General features: G+C 43.3%; 19 protein-coding genes and 1 other annotated feature (1 of these 20 running past the window's edge). Of the genes, 13 read left to right on the forward strand and 6 right to left on the reverse strand.

What is annotated here, in order from left to right:
- Positions 1–163 (forward strand) — a binding site (T-box leader); it begins 31 nt to the left of the window's first position.
- 127 nt (positions 164–290) lie between these two features.
- Positions 291–1,982 carry an arginine--tRNA ligase gene (argS, locus tag P0G38_RS05810; RefSeq protein WP_275854394.1) on the forward strand — a complete coding sequence of 564 codons (1,692 nt, stop codon included), beginning with the start codon at positions 291–293 and terminating at the stop codon, positions 1,980–1,982.
- An 82-nt stretch (positions 1,983–2,064) separates the two neighbouring features.
- Here argS and P0G38_RS05815 read toward each other — a convergent pair whose 3' ends face one another.
- The gene (locus P0G38_RS05815; protein ID WP_005229424.1) at positions 2,065–2,535 is read right to left on the reverse strand and encodes an arginine repressor; all 471 of its coding nucleotides are present in this window, start codon (positions 2,533–2,535) and stop codon (positions 2,065–2,067) included.
- Between the two features lie 303 nt (positions 2,536–2,838).
- Here P0G38_RS05815 and rpsB point away from each other — a divergent pair, with 303 nt between their 5' ends.
- From rpsB to P0G38_RS05860, 9 genes are all read left to right on the forward strand, one after another.
- Complete coding sequence (gene rpsB, locus P0G38_RS05820) at positions 2,839–3,627, forward strand: 30S ribosomal protein S2 (RefSeq protein ID WP_005229426.1); 789 nt, start codon at positions 2,839–2,841, stop codon at positions 3,625–3,627.
- Between the two features lie 110 nt (positions 3,628–3,737).
- Complete coding sequence (tsf, locus tag P0G38_RS05825) at positions 3,738–4,619, forward strand: translation elongation factor Ts (RefSeq protein WP_005229432.1); 882 nt, start codon at positions 3,738–3,740, stop codon at positions 4,617–4,619.
- A 147-nt stretch (positions 4,620–4,766) separates the two neighbouring features.
- Positions 4,767–5,489 (forward strand): UMP kinase, encoded by a 723-nt coding sequence (gene pyrH / locus P0G38_RS05830; RefSeq protein ID WP_275854398.1) that lies wholly within the window; start codon positions 4,767–4,769, stop codon positions 5,487–5,489.
- A gap of 1 nt (position 5,490) precedes the next feature.
- Positions 5,491–6,048, forward strand: coding sequence for a ribosome recycling factor (frr, locus tag P0G38_RS05835; RefSeq protein ID WP_005229434.1), 558 nt, complete (start codon positions 5,491–5,493; stop codon positions 6,046–6,048).
- 191 nt (positions 6,049–6,239) lie between these two features.
- Positions 6,240–7,040 carry an isoprenyl transferase gene (locus tag P0G38_RS05840; RefSeq protein WP_010749317.1) on the forward strand — a complete coding sequence of 267 codons (801 nt, stop codon included), beginning with the start codon at positions 6,240–6,242 and terminating at the stop codon, positions 7,038–7,040.
- On the forward strand, positions 7,037–7,843 hold the full coding sequence (locus tag P0G38_RS05845) for a phosphatidate cytidylyltransferase (RefSeq protein ID WP_010749318.1): 807 nt from the start codon (positions 7,037–7,039) through the stop codon (positions 7,841–7,843). Before P0G38_RS05840 ends, P0G38_RS05845 begins: the two co-directional genes overlap by 4 nt.
- 149 nt (positions 7,844–7,992) lie before the next feature.
- Positions 7,993–9,261: an RIP metalloprotease RseP gene (gene rseP, locus P0G38_RS05850; RefSeq protein ID WP_275854404.1), complete on the forward strand. Its 1,269-nt coding sequence runs from the start codon at positions 7,993–7,995 to the stop codon at positions 9,259–9,261.
- Positions 9,262–9,330: 69 nt separating this feature from the next.
- Positions 9,331–11,040, forward strand: coding sequence for a proline--tRNA ligase (locus P0G38_RS05855; protein WP_275854407.1), 1,710 nt, complete (start codon positions 9,331–9,333; stop codon positions 11,038–11,040).
- A gap of 118 nt (positions 11,041–11,158) precedes the next feature.
- Complete coding sequence (locus P0G38_RS05860) at positions 11,159–15,508, forward strand: PolC-type DNA polymerase III (protein ID WP_151195665.1); 4,350 nt, start codon at positions 11,159–11,161, stop codon at positions 15,506–15,508.
- Between the two features lie 200 nt (positions 15,509–15,708).
- On the opposite strand, the gene P0G38_RS05865 is transcribed toward P0G38_RS05860, so the two are convergent.
- The 3 genes from P0G38_RS05865 to P0G38_RS05875 form a co-directional block, all read right to left on the reverse strand.
- Positions 15,709–16,650 carry an AEC family transporter gene (locus tag P0G38_RS05865; RefSeq protein ID WP_010749322.1) on the reverse strand — a complete coding sequence of 314 codons (942 nt, stop codon included), beginning with the start codon at positions 16,648–16,650 and terminating at the stop codon, positions 15,709–15,711.
- Between the two features lie 106 nt (positions 16,651–16,756).
- Complete coding sequence (gene yidC / locus P0G38_RS05870; RefSeq protein ID WP_010749323.1) at positions 16,757–17,686, reverse strand: membrane protein insertase YidC; 930 nt, start codon at positions 17,684–17,686, stop codon at positions 16,757–16,759.
- Positions 17,687–17,810: 124 nt separating this feature from the next.
- Positions 17,811–18,089 (reverse strand): acylphosphatase, encoded by a 279-nt coding sequence (locus P0G38_RS05875; protein WP_074536770.1) that lies wholly within the window; start codon positions 18,087–18,089, stop codon positions 17,811–17,813.
- A 95-nt stretch (positions 18,090–18,184) separates the two neighbouring features.
- Here P0G38_RS05875 and P0G38_RS05880 point away from each other — a divergent pair, with 95 nt between their 5' ends.
- Together P0G38_RS05880 and P0G38_RS05885 are read left to right on the forward strand one after the other, a co-directional pair.
- The gene (locus P0G38_RS05880; RefSeq protein WP_074536769.1) at positions 18,185–18,946 is read left to right on the forward strand and encodes a TrmH family RNA methyltransferase; all 762 of its coding nucleotides are present in this window, start codon (positions 18,185–18,187) and stop codon (positions 18,944–18,946) included.
- A gap of 124 nt (positions 18,947–19,070) precedes the next feature.
- Positions 19,071–19,580 carry an HD domain-containing protein gene (locus P0G38_RS05885; protein WP_005229452.1) on the forward strand — a complete coding sequence of 170 codons (510 nt, stop codon included), beginning with the start codon at positions 19,071–19,073 and terminating at the stop codon, positions 19,578–19,580.
- Positions 19,581–19,628: 48 nt separating this feature from the next.
- Here the strand turns inward: P0G38_RS05885 and P0G38_RS05890 are convergent, their stop codons facing one another.
- Entirely contained in the window at positions 19,629–20,828 is a 1,200-nt protein-coding gene (locus tag P0G38_RS05890; protein WP_074536768.1) for a YdcF family protein, read from the reverse strand.
- A gap of 124 nt (positions 20,829–20,952) precedes the next feature.
- Here P0G38_RS05890 and P0G38_RS05895 point away from each other — a divergent pair, with 124 nt between their 5' ends.
- Entirely contained in the window at positions 20,953–21,465 is a 513-nt protein-coding gene (locus P0G38_RS05895; RefSeq protein ID WP_010749327.1) for a GyrI-like domain-containing protein, read from the forward strand.
- Between the two features lie 52 nt (positions 21,466–21,517).
- On the opposite strand, the gene P0G38_RS05900 is transcribed toward P0G38_RS05895, so the two are convergent.
- Positions 21,518–22,852, reverse strand: coding sequence for a serine hydrolase (locus tag P0G38_RS05900; protein WP_010749328.1), 1,335 nt, complete (start codon positions 22,850–22,852; stop codon positions 21,518–21,520).
- Between the last annotated feature and the right edge of the window lie 10 nt (positions 22,853–22,862).

Below are 22,862 nucleotides of genomic sequence, written 5' to 3' on the forward strand. Positions count from 1 at the left end.
TCGAGTATCAGTTAGCGAGTTCGGGGTGGTGGAAGCCGAATTGATCAGATTGTGAAACGCACTTGTGAGAATTTGCCAAGCAAACGGAATTCTGCCGTTATCAGAAAAAAGTAGGTCCGAAAAGGACAATCAGAGTGGTACCGCGGGAAATCTCGTCTCTAGTGCATGTTATGCGCTAGAGGCTTTTTTGTTTTTATCAATCATTTCTTGCATGAAAAACATACAGCTGTTTGCTTGCTTCAAACAACTTTTCATCAAAACATGGGCTCAGTCATTATAGGAGGGATACTATGAATAACAAAGAAATCGTCGCACAAGCCATCCATCAAGTAGTAAAAGAAGATCTATCGATCGAACAAGTTCAGCAATTACTGGAAAATCCAAAGTCAGCTGACCATGGGGATGTGGCATTCCCAGCCTTCTCGCTAGCAAAAGTCTATCGGAAAGCGCCGCAGCAAATTGCCGCAGACTTAGCAGAAAAAATCGATCAAGCGTCTTTTGAAAAAATTGAAGTGGTCGGTCCATATTTAAACTTCTTTATGGATAAAAAAGCAATCTCTGCCCACGTCTTAGAGATGGTTCTCAAAGAAAAAAATCATTTTGGCGATCAAACCATCGGCAATCAGCAAGCAGTACCCATCGATATGTCTTCACCAAATATTGCCAAACCCATCTCAATGGGGCATTTGCGTTCCACTGTGATCGGTAACTCGATCGGCTTTATTTTAGAAAAAATCGGTTACCAGCCAATTCGCATCAACCATTTAGGCGACTGGGGCACACAATTTGGGAAATTGATCGTGGCCTATAAAAAATGGGGGTCAGAAGAAGCGGTCAAAGCGGAACCAATCAACGAACTGTTGCGTTTGTATGTTGATTTTCACGAAGCTGCCGAGACAGATAAACAATTAGAAGATGATGCGAGAGCTTGGTTCAAGAAACTAGAAGATGGTGACCAAGAAGCAATGGATTTGTGGCAATGGTTCCGTGATGAATCATTAAAAGAATTCAATAAAATCTATGATATGTTGGAAGTTTCCTTTGATTCATTGAATGGCGAAGCTTTCTATAATGATAAAATGACAGAAGTCGTGGAATTATTAGAGGAAAAACACTTGTTGAAAGAAGACCAAGGGGCAGAGATCGTTGATTTGGCTGCGTATGACTTAAATCCAGCCTTGATCCGCAAATCCGATGGTGCGACTCTTTACATCACACGGGACATGGCCGCAGCGCTGTACCGCAAACGGACCTACAATTTTGCCAAATCATTGTACGTGGTAGGAAATGAGCAAAGTTATCACTTCAAGCAATTAAAAGCTGTTTTGAAGGAAATGGGCTTTGAGTGGGCAGATGATATGACCCACGTACCATTTGGATTGATCACCAAAGATGGGAAAAAATTATCTACGAGAAAAGGGAAGATCGTTCTTTTAGAAGAAGTATTGAATGAAGCGATCGATTCAGCGAAAGAACAAATCACTGAAAAGAACCCAACGCTTGAAAACAAAGAAGAAGTTGCAAAACAAGTCGGTGTCGGGGCAGTCGTTTTCCACGACTTGAAAAATGACCGTTTGAATAATTTCGACTTTACGCTAGAAGAAGTTGTCCGTTTTGAAGGAGAGACCGGACCCTATGTGCAATATTCTCATGCCCGTGCCATGAGCATTCTTGAAAAAGCCGACTTTGATCCTGCTGCTGTCAGCAGTCTGGCCTTGGCAGATACTGAGAGCTGGGAAGTCATCAAATTGATTCAGCGCTACCCAGAAACCGTGCTGCAAGCAGCAGAAAAATATGAACCATCCGTCATTGCTAAACATGCCATCAAATTGGCACAGGCTTTTAATAAGTATTACGCCAATGTGAAAATCTTAGCTGAAGATGCGGAAAAAGACGCACGTCTGGCTCTAGTTTATGCAGTAACGACCTTATTAAAAGAAGATTTACGGTTGCTTGGTTTACATGCACCCGACAAAATGTAACAAAAAAAGCTGCGTCCTTGTTTCGACAAGGACACAGCTTTTTTGTAGTAAAAATACAGATAGGTCACATTTGTTCGGTGTCTTATAAGACCGCGTGGTTTCTGATAAATTGATAAAAAGTTTCGGCATCTTCGTCGCTGCGGGAAATCACCGCTACTGTATCAAAGCCCGCCAACGAGCAAACTTTTTCTGGCATAGTCACTTCATCGATCGCAGCCGAAAGCAAAGGCGCATTGTCCGCAACGGTATGGATCAACGTCATAAATTGCACACGATCTACTTTAGTGACAACGTCTTCGATCATCTGTATCAAACGCTGCTCTTCTTCTTTTTCATCTTCTGACGATTGCATTCCTTGAAAAATGACAAACTTCGTCTGACCTGTTTCATCGGGCACTTTCACGATTTTCAAATCACGAATATCGCGAGAGATGGTCGCTTGCGTGGCGGAGACGCCTTGGGCTTCCAATTGCTGCAATAATTCTTCTTGCGTGCGTACAGTATGTTCAGTAATGATTTGTCTAATAAGTAAATGGCGATCAGCTTTTCGCATAGGTAAACTCCTTTAAGCATGATTGATTAAGTCAGCCTTATCATAGCAGATAAAGCCGAAAAAACCTAGATATAATAAGAAAAGAATTAGAACGTTAAAAAAAAGCTGGACCACGAATCGTAGTTTTTTCATTTGAATCAGTTGCATTTCTTTTTTAGCTACTGTATACTGTTTAAGGCGTGAGTTTTTCACGTCAATCCCACATCTTGTTCCATCTGCGAAGCGGTGCTGATCGATTCAGTTCTTCAAGGAGTAAAAGAGCAAGAGAGGAAAACAAAAAAACCAAATTGGAGGAAACACAACATGGCAGTAATCTCAATGAAACAATTACTAGAAGCCGGCGTACACTTTGGTCACCAAACTCGTCGCTGGAACCCAAAAATGAAGAAATATATCTTCACAGAAAGAAACGGCATCTACATCATTGATTTGCAAAAAACAGTGAAATTAGTAGACGCAGCTTACGACTACATGAAAAATGTTGCTGAAGAAGGCGGCGTTGCATTGTTCGTAGGTACTAAAAAACAAGCACAAGAAGCAATCAAAGAAGAAGCAATCCGTTCAGGTCAATACTATGTTAACCATCGTTGGTTAGGTGGAACTTTGACAAACTGGGAAACAATCCAAAAACGTGTTGCTCGTTTGAAACAAATCAACAAAATGGAAGAAGATGGCACATTTGCTGTTCTTCCTAAAAAAGAAGTCGTTGGCTTGAACAAAGAGCGCGAACGTCTTGAAAAATTCTTAGGCGGTATCGCTGATATGCCAAGAATTCCAGATGTAATGTACGTTGTTGACCCACGTAAAGAACGTATCGCGATCCAAGAAGCACGCAAATTAAATATCCCGATCGTAGCTATGGTCGATACAAACTGTGATCCAGACGAAATCGATGTTGTTATCCCATCAAACGATGACGCTATTCGTGCCGTTAAATTGATCACTGCGAAAATGGCAGATGCTTTCATCGAAGGTAACCAAGGCGAAGACCAAGTAGCAGAAGAAGATTTTGCTGCTGAATCAACAGAAAACGCAACTTCAATCGAAGAAATCGTTGATGTTGTCGAAGGCGACAACGCATCAGCTGAATAATAAATGATGGAGCTGTTTCAAAGGCTAGGCGCCAAGCCTCACTCTCCTTTGAAACAGCTTTTTTTAAAGACAAGCAATCTTGTTTAAAAACATTTAGGAGGAAACAAAAAATGGCAGAAGTAACAGCTAAATTAGTAAAAGAATTACGCGATATGACTGGTGTAGGAATGATGGACGCAAAACGTGCATTAGTTGAAGTAGAAGGCGACATCGAAAAAGCCGTAGACTTATTACGTGAAAAAGGTATGGCAAAAGCTGCGAAGAAAAACGACCGTATTGCTGCTGAAGGTTTAGCATCTGTAGCGATCAACGGCAACACAGCAGCAATCGTTGAAGTGAACTCAGAAACTGACTTCGTTTCTAAAAACGAAATGTTCCAAGACTTAGTAAAAGAAATCGCTGAAGTAATCGCAGCAAACAAACCAGCTGATATGGATGCTGCTTTAAAATTAGAAACTTCTAAAGGCACAATGGATGCTGCGTTGATCGAAGCAACACAAGTAATCGGAGAAAAAATCAGCTTCCGTCGTTTTGAAGTTGTTGAAAAAGATGACAATGCTGCTTTCGGCGGTTACCTACACATGGGCGGACGTATTGCTGTATTGACTGTTCTTGAAGGAACAACTGACGAATCAGTTGCGAAAGATGTTGCAATGCACGTTGCAGCGATCAACCCTCGCTACGTGAACGAAGCACAAATCTCTCAAGAAGAATTGGATCATGAAAAACAAGTCTTGACAGAACAAGCATTGAACGAAGGCAAACCAGCGAACATCGTTGAAAAAATGGTTGAAGGACGCTTGAAGAAATTTAAAGCAGAAATCGCTTTGGTTGACCAACCATTCGTTAAAGACCCAGATATGACGGTTGAAAAATACGTTGCATCAAAAGGCGCAACTGTGAAATCTTTTGTCCGCTTTGAAGTCGGCGAAGGTATCGAAAAACGCGAAGACAACTTCGTTGAAGAAGTAATGAGCCAAGTGAAAAAATAATTCTGTTCCTCGAACAGATGGGAACGCATGGAAGTGCGCTCCCTTTTTTTAAGCAAAAACGGTTTTTGAAGAAATAGTGTAGATAATTTTCAACGAAAGAGCACCAATATGCTACAATAGTATTGGAGAATGTACGGAGGAATCATGATGGGCAAACCAAAATATCAACGTGTTGTATTAAAATTAAGTGGTGAAGCATTAGCGGGTGACGAAGGCTTTGGGATCAAACCACCGACGATCCAAGAGATCGTTAAAGAGATCAAGGAAGTCCACGAATTAGGCGTACAGATGGCGATCGTGGTCGGCGGCGGAAACATTTGGCGTGGACAAATCGGCGCACAAATGGGGATGGAAAGAGCACAAGCTGATTACATGGGCATGTTAGCGACTGTGATGAATGCTTTAGCATTACAAGACACGCTAGAAAATGCTGGTGTACCAACGCGTGTCCAAACTTCGATCGAAATGCGTCAAATCGCAGAGCCTTATATTCGTCGCAGAGCAGAACGTCACTTAGAAAAAGGGCGGGTCGTCATTTTTGCAGGCGGAACAGGAAACCCTTATTTCTCAACTGATACGACCGCAGCCTTACGGGCAGCTGAAATCAACGCTGATGTCATTTTGATGGCGAAAAACAATGTTGATGGCGTCTACTCAGCAGATCCTAAAACGGACCAAAGTGCTGTGAAATTTGATGAATTGACCCATTTAGAAGTCATTTCTAAAGGATTGCAAGTAATGGATTCAACCGCAAGTTCATTAAGTATGGACAACGATATTCCATTAGTCGTATTCAACTTGAATGAGCATGGAAACATTCGCCGCGCCATTTTAGGTGAACATATTGGAACGACAGTAAGGGGGAAATAACATGGCTGACAAAATTTTAACAGAAGCAAAAGACAAAATGAAAAAAGCAGCAGAAAACTTGCAGCGGGAATTAGGACAAATCCGTGCTGGCCGCGCGAACGCGAGCATCTTAGACCGCGTAATGGTTACTTACTATGGTGTACCAACACCCTTGAACCAAATGGCTTCAATTACGATTCCAGAAGCAAGAATTTTGATGATCACACCTTTTGACAAAACAATGATCCAAGAAGTAGAAAAAGCTATCATGCAAAGTGATATTGGTATCACGCCTGCCAATGACGGAACAGTCATTCGTTTGGTGATTCCTCAATTAACGGAAGAACGTCGTAAAGAATTAGCCAAAGACGTGAAAAAAGAAGCTGAAAATGCGAAAATCGCGGTCCGTAACATTCGCCGTGATGCGATGGAAGCTTACAAGAAACAAGAAAAAGCTGGCGATATCACAGAAGATGATTTGCGTGAATCTGAAAAAGAAGTGCAAACTGCTACAGATAACAGCATCAAAGAAATCGATGCGATCGCAGCTGAAAAAGAACAAGAGCTACTTGAGGTTTAAAAGGAATGACGAAGAGTCGCTTCAGCGGCTCTTTTTTTATGGTCGAAAGTGCCGTATGTACTTGAATATCACGACTGTTTTTTTGTTTTTTCTTAATATGGAAATCTTTTCTTGGTTTTCATAGGCAAGAAATCTGATTATTGTTATAATGTAAAAGATGAATTTCAAGAATTGGAAGAGGAGCGAATACGATGCTGCGTTTTTTTCCACAAAAAGACAAATATATCAAAGAAGCGGCTGAACATGAATTTGATCCATCACTGCCGATTCCCCAACACATCGCGATCATTATGGATGGCAATGGCAGATGGGCGCAAAACCGGCGCTTGCCAAGAGTAGCTGGTCACAAAGAAGGCATGGAGACGGTAAAAAAGATCACGAAACATGCTTCACACCTTGGTGTGAAAGTATTGACTCTTTATGCGTTCTCAACAGAGAATTGGAAACGGCCAAACGAAGAAGTGGACTTTTTGATGCAACTGCCCGTCGACTTTTTCGACACGTTTGTTCCTGAGCTGATCAAAGAAAATGTTCAAGTCAAAGTGATGGGGTTCACGGAATCTTTACCCGCGCATACACAAGAAGCGGTCAAGCGAGCGATTGACCAAACCAAAGATAATACTGGGATGATCTTGAATTTTGCTTTAAATTACGGCAGCCGCGCAGAAATTTTGACTGCGGTCCAAGCCCTTTATGAAGAGCTTGCAGCTTCGGAGGAAGCCCTGCCCAAGCTCACGGAAGACATGCTGGCGACACATTTGATGACTGGTTTTTTGCCAAACGCGTTACGTGATCCTGAATTGGTGATTCGCACGAGTGGCGAAGAACGTATCAGCAACTTCTTGTTATGGCAGATTGCTTACAGCGAATTATTCTTTACGAAAGCGCTCTGGCCTGATTTCGATGCTGCTTTACTAGAAGATGCGATCGGGAGCTTTCAACAACGAAACCGGCGTTTTGGCGGTTTGAAAACGAAGGAGGAAGAAGAGTGAGACAACGTGTAATCACTGCGGTCGTCGCATTAGCCTTTTTCCTGCCAATTATTTACGTTGGCGGCATTGCCGTCGAATTGCTGGCAGCAGCGATGGCAGGGATCGGTGTTTATGAATTATTTCGGATGAAAGGACTAGCTGTTTTCAGTTTTGAAGGAATTCTTTCAATCATCGGTGCGGTGATTTTAGTTTTACCTCAAGAACGCTGGTTTTTCTTTTTGCCAGAGGGCACAGATAAAAGTGCCTTGTATTATGTAATCGTCCTTTTATTACTAGGGATCGCGGTTATTTCTAAAAATACGTATACCATCGATGAAGCTGGTTTTCCAGTGATCGTCAGCTTATATACGGGTGTCGGGTTTGAACGTTTCTTGACGGCACGTTCAGCAACAGATGGCTTAGTCGTTTTAGTTTTCGGTCTGTTTATCGTGTGGGCAACGGATATTGGGGCTTACATGGTGGGACGGCGTTACGGACAACGAAAATTATGGCCAGAGATTTCCCCTAATAAAACGATCGAAGGGGCCCTAGGCGGGATTGCTGCTGCGGTGGTCGTAGCCGGTCTGTATCTGCTAGCATTTCCAGGGAAAGATTATTTTGGACATGGTAGTGCCATCATGATCTTATTGACGGTCCTCTTTTCGATCGCTGGTCAATTCGGGGATTTAGTGGAATCGGCAATCAAACGTCATTATGGCGTGAAGGATTCAGGCAATCTTTTGCCAGGACATGGCGGGATCTTGGATCGCTTCGATAGCATGCTGTTTGTGTTTCCAATCATGTATTTATTCGGTGTTTTTTAGAAATTATTTAGAAGTGCAGGCTTGGCTTGCGCTTCTTTTTTTAAATTCTTGTTACAACGGGAATGTGAGTTCCTCAACGGGAATCGGTGTGATAAAATAAGGAAAGGCTGCCCTGAATGAGAGGGATGCTGTGAAAGAGAGGAACGAGCATGAAAACGATACTTGTATTTATCATTATCTTTTCCGTAGTGGTAGTGATTCACGAGTTTGGACACTACTTCTTTGCAAAACGGGCAGGTATTTTAGTAAGAGAGTTTGCCATCGGTATGGGGCCTAAATTGTTCGCGCATCAAGCGAAAGATGGGACGACCTACACGATTCGGATGCTGCCATTAGGCGGGTATGTCCAAATGGCGGGCTGGGGTGAAGATGAAACAGAATTAACACCAGGTATGCCAGTCTCCTTGGTTCAAGATGCAACTGGCAAAGTTATCAAAATCAATACGAGCAAAAAGATCCAATTGCCGCAAGCGATCCCTATGGAAGTGACCGACTTTGACTTGGAGGAGAAGTTGACGATCACAGGGTTCATCAATGGCAATGAACAAGAAGCGATTACGTACGCTGTGGATCATGATGCAACGATCATCCATGAAGATGGCGTTGAAGTTCGGATCGCACCTAAAGACGTTCAATTCCAGTCCGCAAAGCTTTGGCAGCGAATGCTGACGAATTTTGCTGGACCGATGAACAACTTTATTTTATCCTTGGTCTTATTCACTGGGTTGGTGTTTGCACAAGGTGGTGTTGCGAATCAAGATGCAACCATCGCGACAGGAATCGAAGCAGGAACACCGGCAGCTGAAGCCGGGCTGCAAAATGGCGACGAAATCTTAGCTGTCGAAGGCGTCGATGTTTCCAACTGGTCAGAATTAACGACTGAGATTCAAAAGTATCCAGATACTCAGATTGCTCTATCAGTCAAACGAGGATCAGAAACACTTGATTTGACGGCAACTCCTGCGAGTCAAGAATCAGGGGAGACCACGATCGGTTTCCTAGGGATCACCGCTTCCTTAAAAACTGGGATCGGAGATATCTTACTGGGTGGCTTGCAAACGACCATTGACAATTCACTGGTGATTTTTAGAGCAGTCGGCAACTTGATTGCCCAACCAGATATCAATAAATTGGGTGGACCGGTTGCGATTTTCCAACTGTCTTCTCAAGCTGCATCGCAAGGTGTAACAACGGTGATCGCGATGATGGCGATGATTTCTATCAACTTGGGGATCTTTAATTTATTACCGATTCCTGGATTGGATGGCGGTAAGCTGGTTTTAAATATTTTAGAAGGTTTGCGAGGCAAGCCAATCAGCCAAGAAAAAGAAGGCATCATTACTCTGATTGGGTTTGGGTTTTTGATGCTGCTGATGGTTCTCGTTACCTGGAATGATATCCAACGTTTCTTCTTTTAAAAATAAGACGCACAAGCAAATCAATTGTTGATCGGGTGAACATGATTTTTTGTAGCAAAGGAGAAAAAAATGAAACAGTCAAAATGTTTGATTCCGACATTGCGGGAAACCCCCAGCGATGCGGAGACGTTAAGTCATCAACTGTTAGTTAGGGCAGGGTATATTCGACAAGTGGCGGCAGGCATTTATGTTTACTTGCCGCTAGCACAAAGGGTGTTAGAAAAAATCAAGCGGGTCATCCGTGAAGAATTGGCACAAATCGATGCCGTAGAGATGGCGATGCCTTCTTTGCTTCCGTATGAGCCATGGAAGGAGTCAGGACGTGCCTCATTGTATGGTGAATCCTTGTATCGATTAACAGATCGAAACGAACGAGAGATCGTTTTAGGACCTACTCATGAAGAGCCGTTTACGACATTGATCAAAAACGAGATCACGTCTTATAAACGGCTGCCATTGAGCTTGTATCAGATCCAAACGAAATATCGGGACGAACAGCGGCCGCGCTTTGGATTGATCCGCAGCCGCGAATTTATCATGCAAGATGGCTATTCCTTTCATGCCGATGAAGCCAGCTTAGATCAAACCTATAATCGTTACGAAATGGCTTATCATGCAATATTGAAACGCTGTGGGATCGAGTATCGGGCAGTGGTCGGGGACAATGGCTTGATGGGTGGCAGAGATTCGAAAGAATTTTTGGCATTGTCGGGGATCGGCGAAGAGCTGATCTGCTACTCGACCGAAAGCGATTATGTCGCCAATTGGAAATTAGCAACCAGTCAATACATCGCAAAAAAATCTCACGAGACCTATTTAGAATTACAAAAAGTCGTTCAGGATGAGCCTTTAACGTTAGAGGAGCTGGCGCAGGCATACGAAACAGACTTGCAAAAAATCGTTCAAGTATCTTTATTACTCGTTGACGAGCAAGTCATTATGGTGTTATTACGTGGCGATCACAGCCTCAATGAAACAAAGGTCAAGCATTACTTAGCCGCTGATCACGTGAAGGTGCTGACTGCCGAGGAAGCGGAGTCTTATCTGACGAGTGAGACGCAGTTGCGCAGTCCCATTGCGCTTGCTGATTCGATCCAGTTGTACGCCGATCAGCATGTCCAAGATATGGCGAATCTGATCGTTCCAGCGGCAGAAAAACAAAGCTATTATCTCAATGCGAATGTGGGGCGTGATTTTCAACCATTAGCCTTTGCCGATTTTCGCTTGGTTCAAGAAGGTGATCCTTCCCCAGATGGAAAAGGAACCTTAACCTTTACGCGAGGAATCGAAGTTGGGCATATCTTCAAGTTAGGCACCAAGTACAGTGAGGTGCAAGAAGCGACGGTTGTCGATGAAAACGGCGATGAGCAACCAATCATCATGGGCTGTTATGGGCTGGGGGTTTCTCGGCTGCTTTCAACGATCGTCGAACAATACGGCAATGAATTTGGGATCGATTGGCCCCAAGAAATTGCCCCATTTGATGTGCATATCATTCAAACGTCGATTGAAGATAGCTATCAAAATGCCTTAAGTGAAGAAGTAGAAGAAATGATGAACCAAGTCGGCTATCAAGTGCTGGTAGATGACCGCAATGAACGTGCAGGGGTCAAATTTGCGGATGCCGATTTGATTGGCTGTCCGATTCGCTTGACTATCGGTAAAAAAGCCGTAGAAGGCATCGTAGAGATCAAAATCAAGCATACTGGTGCGACCGTTGAAGTGAGAAAAGAAGAAGTCGCTTCGACCCTGACGATTTTGTTGGCCAATCAGGAATAAACAGGAACGAACAAGAATGAATAGCAGATCGAGAGAGGAAATCCTTTCTCGATTTTTTAATGAAAATGAGGGCAAAAAGAGGTATACTAGTGAGTACTGAGAAAAGGAGGATCTTCAATTGTCAAAAGAAAGAGAGACCTTTGAGATATTATTAGACCAAATTGCAGCTGCCCCAAATCTTCGGCAGCATCCGTTGATGCAGACTGCCCAAATCAAACAAGTGACCGTGCATCGACAATCAAAAGCATGGACGTTTTATTTCCAATTTGAACGTTTATTACCGGTGATGGTGTATCAGTCCTTTAAACAACATATTGAATTGGCGTTTAAAGAGATTGCGGAAGTTCGTATTATCATTGAAGCTCAAGATGGTTCCTTTGATGAGCAATTCATTCAAGAATATTGGCCATTGGCGTTAGCCAATCAAAATTGTGATCGGCCATTGGTTCATCAAGTGATCAAAAACCAAATGCCTGTGCTACAAGAGAACAAAGTGATTTTGCCAGTCAACAATGATGCGGTCATCACGATTTTGCAGCAGCAGTACTTGCCGATCATTGAGGAAAATTATAGTACCTTCGGCTTTCAAAAATTTCGGATCTTGCCGCAGCTAGACCAAGAGCAAGCGGAGGCGGCCTTAAAAGAACTTGAAGCACGCAAGGAAGAGCAAACAGCAGCGTTCCAACAACAAGCTGCTGAGAACTTGATGGCGCACGAGCAACGCAAAAAAGAAGTCAAAACAGTCGAATTTGACGGACCGATCGCGCTTGGGCGTAATATTCCTGCCGATGAACCTGTGACACCGATGATCAATATCATTGAGGAAGAACGTCGGGTCACGATCCAAGGTTATGTCTTTGATAAAGAAGTCCGAGAACTGCGCTCAAAACGGAAGATTTTGATCTTAAAAATCACCGACTATACGTCATCGTTTAGTGTGAAAAAATTCTCCAACAATGAAAAAGATGAACAAGTCTTTGATGCCATCGCCAAAGGTAGTTGGGTCAAAGTACGCGGTAGCGTCCAAGAAGATACCTTCATGCGAGATCTTGTTATGAATGCGCAAGATTTGCTGGAAGTTAAACACGAAGCCCGCAAAGACTATGCACCTGAAGGCGAAAAACGGGTCGAACTCCACCTGCATTCCAATATGAGTACGATGGATGCCACCAACAACGTGGCGGATTTTGTCGCTCAAGCAGGCAAATGGGGCCATAAGGCGATTGCGATCACCGATCATGGTGGAGCGCAAGGGTTCCCTGATGCCCATCATGCAGGAGAAAAGGCTGGTGTTAAAATTCTTTACGGTGTGGAAGCCAATATCGTGGATGACGGCGTAGCGGTTGCCTACAATCCTCAGCCTGTTCCACTGACCGATGCTACTTATATCGTGTTTGACGTGGAGACTACTGGGTTGTCTGCAGTGTACGACACCATCATTGAGTTGGCCGCTGTGCGGATGCATAAAGGCAACGTGGAGGCATCCTTTGATGAATTTATCGATCCAGGTCATCCGTTATCGCGAACGACCGTAGAACTGACGGGAATCACCGATGAAATGGTTCGCGGATCAAAATCAGAAGAAGAAGTCTTACGTTTGTTCCGTGAGTTTTCTGAAGGAGCCATTTTAGTTGCCCACAATGCGTCATTTGATATGGGCTTCTTAAATACCAGTTATCGAAAATACGGTATTCCAGAAGCGGAAAATCCCGTCATTGATACATTGGAACTCGCTCGTTATTTGTATCCAGAGTTTAAGCGATTCGGTTTAGGTGTCCTTTCCAAAAAATTCGGCGTTAGTTTGGAGCAACATCACCGAGCGATCTACGATGCCGAGGCAACCGGTCATTTAGCGTGGATCTTTGTCAAAGAAGCGATGGAAAAACATGACATGCTACTGCACGAAGATTTGAACCGACACGTGGGGGGTGAGAACTCCTATAAAGCAGCTCGGCCTTTCCATGCCACGATCTTAGCCCGAACACAGGCGGGATTGAAGAATTTATTCAAGCTAATCTCGATGTCGAATGTGAAGTACTTCCATGATAAAGTTCCGCGGATCCCGCGCTCAGAATTGGTGAAATTGCGGGAAGGATTGTTAGTCGGAACCGCCTGTGATAAAGGAGAAGTCTTTGTCGCAATGATGCAAAAAGGGGTCGATGCAGCACGAGAACTTGCCAAGTTTTATGACTACATCGAAGTCATGCCCAAAGCAGTTTATGCCCATCTTCTGGAAACGGAACTCGTGAAAAGTGAAAAAGACCTAGAAGACATCATTCGGAATCTGGTAAAAATGGGGGAAGAGTTAGGGAAAATCGTTGTGGCTACTGGGAATGCCCATTACCTAAACGAAGAAGACGCCATTTATCGCAAGGTCTTGATCAATTCCATGGGAGGCGCCAATCCGTTGAATCGTCATAGCCTACCAGACGTGCACTTCCGTACTACGGATGAGATGCTGACCGCTTTTCAATTTTTAGGTCCGGAAGCAGCGAAAGAAATCGTGGTGACGAACCCGAATAAAATCGCCGATCTTTGTGAAAAAGTCATTCCGGTAAAAGATGATCTGTATACACCAAAGATTCCCGGATCAGAACAAGAGATCACCGACTTAAGTTATAACCGTGCCAAAGAGTTATACGGCGATCCATTACCAGAGATCGTGGAAAAACGTTTGAAAAAAGAGCTTGATTCGATCATTGGGAACGGCTTTTCCGTGATCTATTTGATCTCACAAAAACTCGTTCATAAAAGCAATGAAGACGGCTATCTAGTAGGGTCACGGGGATCAGTCGGTTCTAGTTTCGTGGCAACCATGACCGGGATCACTGAGGTCAATCCATTAGCTCCTCATTATTATTGTCCCGATTGCCAGTATTCGGAGTTTTACGAAGACGGTTCGTATGGTTCTGGTTATGATATGCCAGAGAAAAAATGTCCAAAATGCGGCACCCGTCTGAACAAAGATGGCCACGATATTCCCTTTGAAACGTTCCTTGGTTTCCACGGCGACAAAGTACCCGATATCGATTTGAACTTCTCAGGAGAATATCAGCCAGAAGCCCATAACTATACGAAAGTACTCTTCGGTGAAGAATACGTCTATCGTGCAGGAACGATCGGTACCGTAGCCGACAAAACAGCCTTTGGTTTCGTAAAAGGCTTTGAGCGCGATCATAATCTTCATTATCGAGCAGCCGAAGTCGATCGCCTGGCAAAAGGTGCCACAGGCGTCAAACGGACGACTGGTCAGCATCCGGGGGGAATCATCGTTATTCCCGACTATATGGATGTCTATGATTTCACCCCGATCCAATACCCAGCGGATGATCAAAATGCGGAGTGGAAAACGACCCACTTTGATTTCCATTCGATTCATGACAATATCTTGAAGCTGGATATCCTCGGACACGATGATCCGACGGTCATTCGGATGCTGCAGGATCTATCAGGCATCGATCCTAAAACGATCCCTACCGATGATCCAGAAGTGATGCGTATTTTTGGCGGCACGGATGTGTTAGGTGTGACCGAAGAGCAGATCTATTCGAAAACCGGCACATTAGGCATCCCAGAATTTGGTACACGCTTTGTGCGGGGGATGTTGGATCAAACCCATCCATCGACCTTTGCTGAGCTCTTGCAGATCTCTGGTCTTTCCCATGGTACCGATGTATGGTTGGGCAATGCGGAAGAATTGATCCGTCGCGGAGATGCCAGCCTAGCGGAAGTAATCGGCTGTCGGGATGATATCATGGTGTATTTGATCCATGCCGGCTTAGATGACGGGATGGCCTTTAAAATCATGGAGACGGTCCGTAAAGGACAATGGAACAAGATCCCTGACGACTTGCGGGATACTTACTTGCAAGCGATGCGGGAGAACAATGTCCCTGAATGGTATATCGATTCTTGTTCGAAGATCAAGTACATGTTCCCGAAAGCCCATGCGGCGGCGTATGTTTTGATGGCGTTGCGGGTGGCTTACTTTAAAGTGTACTTCCCAATTCTCTATTACTGTGCTTATTTCTCTGTCCGGGCGGATGACTTTGATTTGATTGCTATGTCAAAAGGAAAAGATGCCGTAAAAGAACGGATGCAAGAAATCAATGACAAAGGAATGGATGCGTCAACGAAAGAAAAAAATCTGTTGACGGTTCTGGAATTAGCCAATGAAATGCTGGAGCGCGGCTATGAATTTGGAATGATCGATCTGTATAAATCCGATGCAGAAAATTTCGTGATCGATGGGAAAAAATTGATCGCACCGTTCCGAGCAGTACCGAGTTTAGGGCTGAACGTAGCGAAACAAATCGTGGAAGCACGAAAAGATGGTCCCTTCTTATCGAAAGAAGACCTCGCCAATCGCGGGAAAGTTTCTAAGACATTGATTGAATACATGACGGATAACGGTGTTCTAAAAGATCTACCAGATGAAAATCAGTTGTCGTTGTTCGATATGTTGTAAGCCAACGGCTGTTCACTTAAAAAAATAAGCCCATCATTGCAGCATCTAGTATAGCTAGTTTCTGCATGATGGGCTTTTTTGTCTTGTTTGTTAAATCGACCCAAGCAGCCACAATCTGGCGAAAATCAGAAAAATACTCGTTACCGAAAGAAGCGAATGCCTTTGGTAACGAGTATTTTTCGACAAAGTTCGTTAACTAGCTAAAAAAAGAAAAAAAGCAAAACAGGCAGATACACCATGTACAGTAAGACGGAATAGCCTAGACATGAAGTTGCAAATTCTTCATCCCCTTGGTAGTTTCGTACAAGGATCGGGACAGAGTTTTGGACGGGCATAGAGGCTTGAATAATAAACACAGAAAGCATCAATTCAGGAACAGGGATGATTCTGCTTAATAGCCATACAACGAGGGGCGAAAGAATGAAGCGACCAAACAAGACACCAGCAATGTCTTTGGTCATTCGCAAGTTCTTGAGCCCGCCAAAGTACACGATGATCCCGATAATAAACATTGATAGAGGCGTCGTTAAATCTGCTAGGTAGCTTCCAAGCCCATCAACAAAGGAGGGCAGTGGTAATGTGAACAGCATCCAGATCAAGCCGATAATGAAACCAATCAAGGCTGGCGAAAAAATCTTTTTTAGCATGACCAATGGATGAAAGGAAATGCGGGCTTCGCCGAAATCGGGGTTATCTTTTGCTAACTCAAAAATACCGATGGTCCAAAATAATGTCGTATTTACGATGTAGTACAACAATACATAGGGAACGGCTTTTTCACCAAAAATAGCTAAATTGATCGGTAAGCCGATGAAGATCGTATTGGAAAAGGTAAACATGGCGGAAAATGCCCCTTGGTGTTTGGTTTCAACTTGCGCGAAACGGCGCCATAAATAACCGGCGAAGTAAGTGATCATCATGGAAAGCAAAGGGATGATCATCCCGGAAACTAATGAGAGAAACTCGTCTTTCGTAAAGTTTTTAATGATCGTCAAAAACATATTGGCGGGTAATGAGACATTTAACACCAGTTTTGAAAACGTATCGGCGGTTCGATTAGAAAACCATTGTTTGTAAGACAACCAATAACCGATAAACATGAGACTGAAAATGACAAAAATATTGATATATGCTTGAAACATGCGCTCACCTCTCATTTACTATAGCGAAAGGCAATAGAAGAAGCAACTGATTCCCATTTGAAAACAACAAAAAACCAAACCGCTCAATGAGCGATTTGGTCAAGAATTACTTCCGTTGCTGCTTGCCAGCGTTACGACCTTTTCCGTTAGGCTTTGTCGTGTTCAACGCTTTTTTGACAGCTTCTGTTTTTTCAGGCGTTACGTCTTTACGAGGCGTAACTACCGTTTTAGGCGGATTTGCTTTCATTTCCGCTTCGACTTGGGCACGAATTTTTGGTTTCATGATGACATTCGTGATAAACGTTTGGATACAACTGAAGACCCCACCAACTACCCAGTAAAGTGTCACACCAGCTGGTGCACTCATGGACATGAAAACGATCATCAATGGAGAAACGATCAACATGGTTTTCATCGTTTTTTTCTGTTCTTCAGGAATCCCGATGGTTGAGATATATCCTTGTGCCAAGTAGGAAAGACCAGCAATCGCCACAAAGAGGATACTTGGGTCGCCTAATGATACGCCAAAGAATTCAGAGTTTTGGATTCCTTGTGTGTAACGAGCGGTGAAATAAAGAGCAGAGAAGATCGGCATCTGAATCAGCAAAGGGAGACATCCGATACCGCCAAACATACTGACGTTGTTTTCAGAGTAAATTTTTTGCATCTCCGCTTGCGCTTGCATTTGTTCTTCCCGAGTGGTTGCTTTTTTCAAATTGGCTTGCGCAATATCCACTTGAGGTTTCAGAAACTGCATTTTTTCACTTTGAACCATCGTTTTTCGAGACTGATGGATCCCTAATGGTAAGATAATGACACGGACAACGATCGTTACCGCGATGATCGCCCAGCCGTAAGACCAGTTGAAGTTTTCTACGAGCATCGTGATCATATCCCCTAATGGTTTCACCAAAAAGCGATAAATCATTCCTGTTTCTTTCGGCGTACCATCAGCATTGGTACTGACACAGCCTGATAATGCTAATAACAGGCCAAATAATCCTGATGAAAGCAGCCATTTATTCATTTTAGACATTCTATTCTTCCTCTTCACAATAAATTTAGACAAAAATAACTATACTAAAAAAGACCGACTATTTCAATGTACAAAGAGAAATTCATTGAAAAATCAATCTTTCGACTTAGAAAACATTCAATTGTTAATAGTACACTACATCAAAACTCCTACGCTCTTTGATAGCATCGTCTGGTTGGATGTCGATCTGATTTACTTTCCCAGCGGGTGAAGGAGAATCCTTAACCCCAGCAACAAAGGCATCGATGGCATTGTCATCGCCAATTGCTTCAATCGAAACAGAACCATCCGCTTCGTTTTTTACAGATCCGGTGACGCCCAACTGATCGGCAAGCATTTTTGTGGTATAACGAAAGCCGACGCCTTGGACACGTCCTTGCACATGGATTCGTAGTTTCTTCATGGACAATCCCTCCTCTGCTTTATATGATAGCGTTTTTTCAGTAAAAGAACAAGTTAGATCGATTGACTCATGCTATAATGAATCGAGGTGACAAGATGAAAGAAATTCAATCGAAAAAAAATACCTTTATCAAGGAAATCAAAAAACTAACACAAAAAAAACATCGGACACAAACCAATAGCTATTTGATTGATGGCTGGCATTTGGTGCAAGAAGCATTGCATGCACAAGTACCCATCAAAGCATTGTTGGTGACCCCGCGAGGGTTAAGTGAAGCCAACGGGCAACTCGATGATTATCAGGAAGAAAGCTATTTGATCACAGAGGAGATCGCAGCGATGCTTTCTGATTTGCCAACACCACAAGGGATTTTTGCCGTGGTGGAAAAGCAAGAACAAGACTTACAGACACTGACGGGCAATTGGCTGATTTTAGATAATGTGCAAGATCCTGGAAACGTTGGCACCATGATTCGAACAGCGGATGCCGCTGGATTCAGCGGGGTTTTTCTCGGCGAAGGAACAGCCGATCTCTACAGCACCAAAGTCTTGCGCAGCATGCAAGGTAGCAACTATCATCTGCCGATCGTAGAAGGAGCGATCCCGCCATTTTTAAAGCAGCTGCAGGCAGCTGGTGTGGCGATTTATGGTACCGAGTTAAACAAAGAAGCAGTCCCTTATACCGAGCTTCCTAAAGAACAAGCGGCTGCCTTCATTTTAGGCAACGAGGGGCAAGGGGTCAATCAGGAACTGTTGGCATTGACCGATAAAAATCTATATATTCCTATCTATGGTCAGGCGGAATCATTGAACGTCGCCATTGCGGCAGGTATTTTGATGTATTTTGCTGTCAGCTAGATTTTTAAGGAACTGTTAAACTATTTGAATCTATTGCACCTCACCTAGAAACTTGCAGGAATAGGTGCTATACTTTGTCTTGTAACAATCAAGCAGATCAAAAAAAGGTGGCAGACAAAAATTTATGACAGAAAAATGGCAAGAAGATAGCGAATATATGTCTTACGTGGCTGACCTGTTAGAAACAGAAGCTGTAAAAAAATTAGCCAATTTTGTGCAGCATATGAACTCCACACGTTTGGAACATTCGATCAGCGTCTCTTATTATAGTTACAAATTGGCCAAGAAATGGGGCGGCGATGCTCGTGCAACAGCTCGTGCAGGACTCCTTCATGATTTATTTTATTACGATTGGCGTACTACAAAGTTTGACGAAGGTACCCATGCGTACATGCATCCACGAATCGCAGTAAAAAATGCCGAAAAAATCACTGAACTTAGTGATCTTGAAAAAGATATCATCTTGAAACATATGTGGGGAGCAACGATTGCACCGCCACGCTATAAAGAAAGCTATATCGTCACGATGGTGGACAAATATTGTGCGATCAAAGAAGCATCAGAACCCCTTACAGACAGCATGAAAGAAAAATGGCAACAACGCTTCTGGAAGAAACATCGCACGATTCAATAAGAAAAAAGTTCTTCGAACCAACTGGTTCAAAGAACTTTTTTTGTTTGTTTAGCCAAAAATAAGTTGGAGGATCGCTGCTCCTGCATAGAGAATCAGTAAGGTGATCAATACCGTTAAATGTCGTCGTTTGTGCATAAAAAGGATTGCCACAAATTCTCTTAAAAAGGCATTCGGTAAATAGTAAAAGGCAGTAGGTGCTCCGATGCCATCCGCTTTAAGTTGGGCTTGATCCGCATAGAGACCGGCACGAAAAATATGGTAATTGTTTGAGGCAAAGATTGCTTTGTAGCCCTTTGGCTTAAGCGAATCCATGATTTCTTTCGAAAATTTCATGTTTTCATAAGTAGTCGTGGAATTTGTTTCCAATAAAATCTCACCTTCTGGTACGCCTTGGGCAATCGCATAGTCTTTCATAGCAACAGCTTCCGGCAGCTGCTCATCGCTTCCTTGTCCGCCTGACATCAGTAATCGAGGAGCGGTTTTTTTGGCTTTAAATTGCGCTTCGTAGAACGAGATCGCTGTATTGATGCGTTTTGCCAATAAAGGGGAGACCGTGGTGCCATTCAAAAGGCCTGCTCCTAAGACGATGATAAAGTCCTGATTATAGCGAGGATGGTTGAACTGATAAATGACTGAAATGGATAAAAAGTTCAAAAAGACTACAAACAGATACAAAAGACTTAGGGGAACAATGCCGAATAAGGTTCGGATCCAATCTGGGAAAAAGTGCAAAAGGGTATCTGAAAATAGTAATACAGTCAAAACCACCGCTAAGATCAGGGTCAATAGATTGGCGATCGATCGCGATTCTCTTCGTAGAACAATAATGGAATTCCAGTAAAGAAAGACCACGAGCGTTGCCAAACCGAATAATAGTACAGCAAAGAAAATCGCTAGTAAAACAGCCAATAGGCCACCTACAAGAATATCTTGGGTTCGGTATAAATTAATGACTAAATAGCCGCCAAAAGCCAACACAAACATATTAAAGAGTAAGCCATTTACGAGTTGATGCTTGTTGCGCCGATAAGAAAATAAAAAAAGGCCGGCGAAGGCGACGGGTATCAGAATAAAGAAACTACCTGTCCGTAATTCTGAGACAGCTAAATAAATTAGCAGGGCTAAGATCGTCCAACAACATTCAAAAAAGAAAATATCCGGATCATCTTTTTTCTTGCGCCATTTTTGAACGACGATCACGCCCGACACATAGCTGATGGCAAAAATCAGCAATTGCGTAAAATCCATGTTTTTCACTCCTTTAACGATACACTTAGTATACCGAAAAATGACAGAAATTGCTTGTTGCTAAGGTCAAAGTTGCTGAATTTCTTGCAATTCGCTAAAATGAAGGAAAGAAGGAGGAAGGAACATGCAATTAGGTGAAGTGATTCGCGTCGAACGACCCGCTTTTTATGTGATTGGAAAAGAGGGCAAGGGGTTAGCAGAAGAAGGTGCTTCTTGGGTACCAGCGCTCTGGGAACTTGCAACAAAGGATTTTGAAGAGATCGAATTTCTCGTAAGTGATCAAAAGGCAGAAGAACTGGAATTTTGGGGCTTGATGAGTGATGGCACCAATTGGTTAGAGCCTTGGCAAGAAACCGGTCGCTACTTGGCAGGCGTTCAAGTCCAGACAGAAAATTTTCCTCCTGTCGGTTGGGTCCGTTGGGAAATGCCCGCAATGACCTATCTCGTTGTAAAAACGGATGAAAAAAACTTAACGATGATGACTGAAAAAATGCTGATGGAAGTTTTACCAGAAAACAACGTCCAGTTGTCAGCTGCCATCCAAGAAAGGTATCTTCCTCATTTTAAGGAGGGGGAAGTTGAATTGTTTTTCCCTGTGGAGCCATTGGCAACAGCAACGGTGGAAACAGTAGAATAAAAAAATCTGTCCGAGAAGCAGTCTTTGCTTCGGACAGATTTTTTTGTTTAGGTTAAAAAAGATTACTGAAAAAGTTGGACACGCCGCGCCAAGCACGAACAAAGATGTTGGCTTTTTCCACCGTTTGTGTTGTGATCAATCCTGCAGTCTCGTCATGATCGGAATCATCAATATAACCAAGCGTATCAGCTGGAATCGAAGCACTTACGGTACCGACTTCTGTGCCCTCAGTCAATGGCGCTTGCAGGGCAGAATCACGATAATGCTCATTAAAGTCAATGGTTGTTTCAAAGGCTGTGGCATCCATATCTCCACGTACCCATAAGGTCAAACCTTGATTTAAGGCAACGGGCACACTCAATTCTTTCCCATCTTTGACTGCAACCGTCTGGGTATCTTCTAATTGCGCATTTTCTGGTAAAATCTCTACTTGTTCCCAAGCATCAAACGAGTAATCCATCAAACGGCCTGTTTCAATAAAACGAACACTTGGATTTTCTGCATGACCATTGACGTTTAGCACCACGGTGATGATTCGTTGGCCATCTTTGACGGCGGTTCCGACAAAACAGGCACCTGCCATATCTGTCGTACCAGTCTTCAGACCGTCGACACCATCTTTCGTATTCGTAAAACCTGGAAGCATCCAGTTCCAATTGACCATCTCGACAGGCGAATAGGAACCTTCACCAAATTGTTTTGTTGAAAGGCTGGTTACTTCCAAAACATCTGGAAAGTCTTGTAACAAATGACGGGCAATCAATGCCACATCTTTTGCGGATAGTTCGTTTTCATCAGTTGAAGTTGATCCTGGGTAAATATTTTCCCCAAGATAAGCATTGTTTAAGCCAGAAGCATTGACGATCTTTGCATCGGTGATGCCCCATGATTGCACTTTTTCTTGCATTAAATCCACAAAGGCACTTTCAGACCCAGCAATCAGCTCCGCGAGCGCGACGATTGCAGCATTTGCAGATTGGATATAACTGGCATCATACAGATCTTTTACAGTATAGGTAACGTCTTGATGCAAAGGGACATTTGATAAGTTAGGGGACACGCTGAGATTTGCGGCATAATCGGAAATCGGCACAGGATCATCCCAAGCGATCGTTCCTTGTTCTACTTGCTCAGCGACAAGGTAGAGGCTGATGATCTTGGTGATGGAGGCAATACCCATGGCTGTCTCGCCATCTTGATCATACAATACTTTCCCTGTGTCAAAATCAATGGAGTAGGCGGCTTTGGCGTCAATCGAAAAATCTTGGATCTCTTCGATGCTCATTGCTGTATCATCAGCATATGAAACGAGGGGGATGCCGACAGCAGCAAAGAGGATTGCCAAAGCAGCAACGAAGGAATACCCGAACTTGGTTATTTTCTGCATATATGTAGTA

The sequence above is a fragment of the Enterococcus casseliflavus genome (genome assembly GCF_029215545.1).
In the GTDB taxonomy this organism is placed as follows: Bacteria; Bacillota; Bacilli; order Lactobacillales; family Enterococcaceae; genus Enterococcus_D; species Enterococcus_D casseliflavus.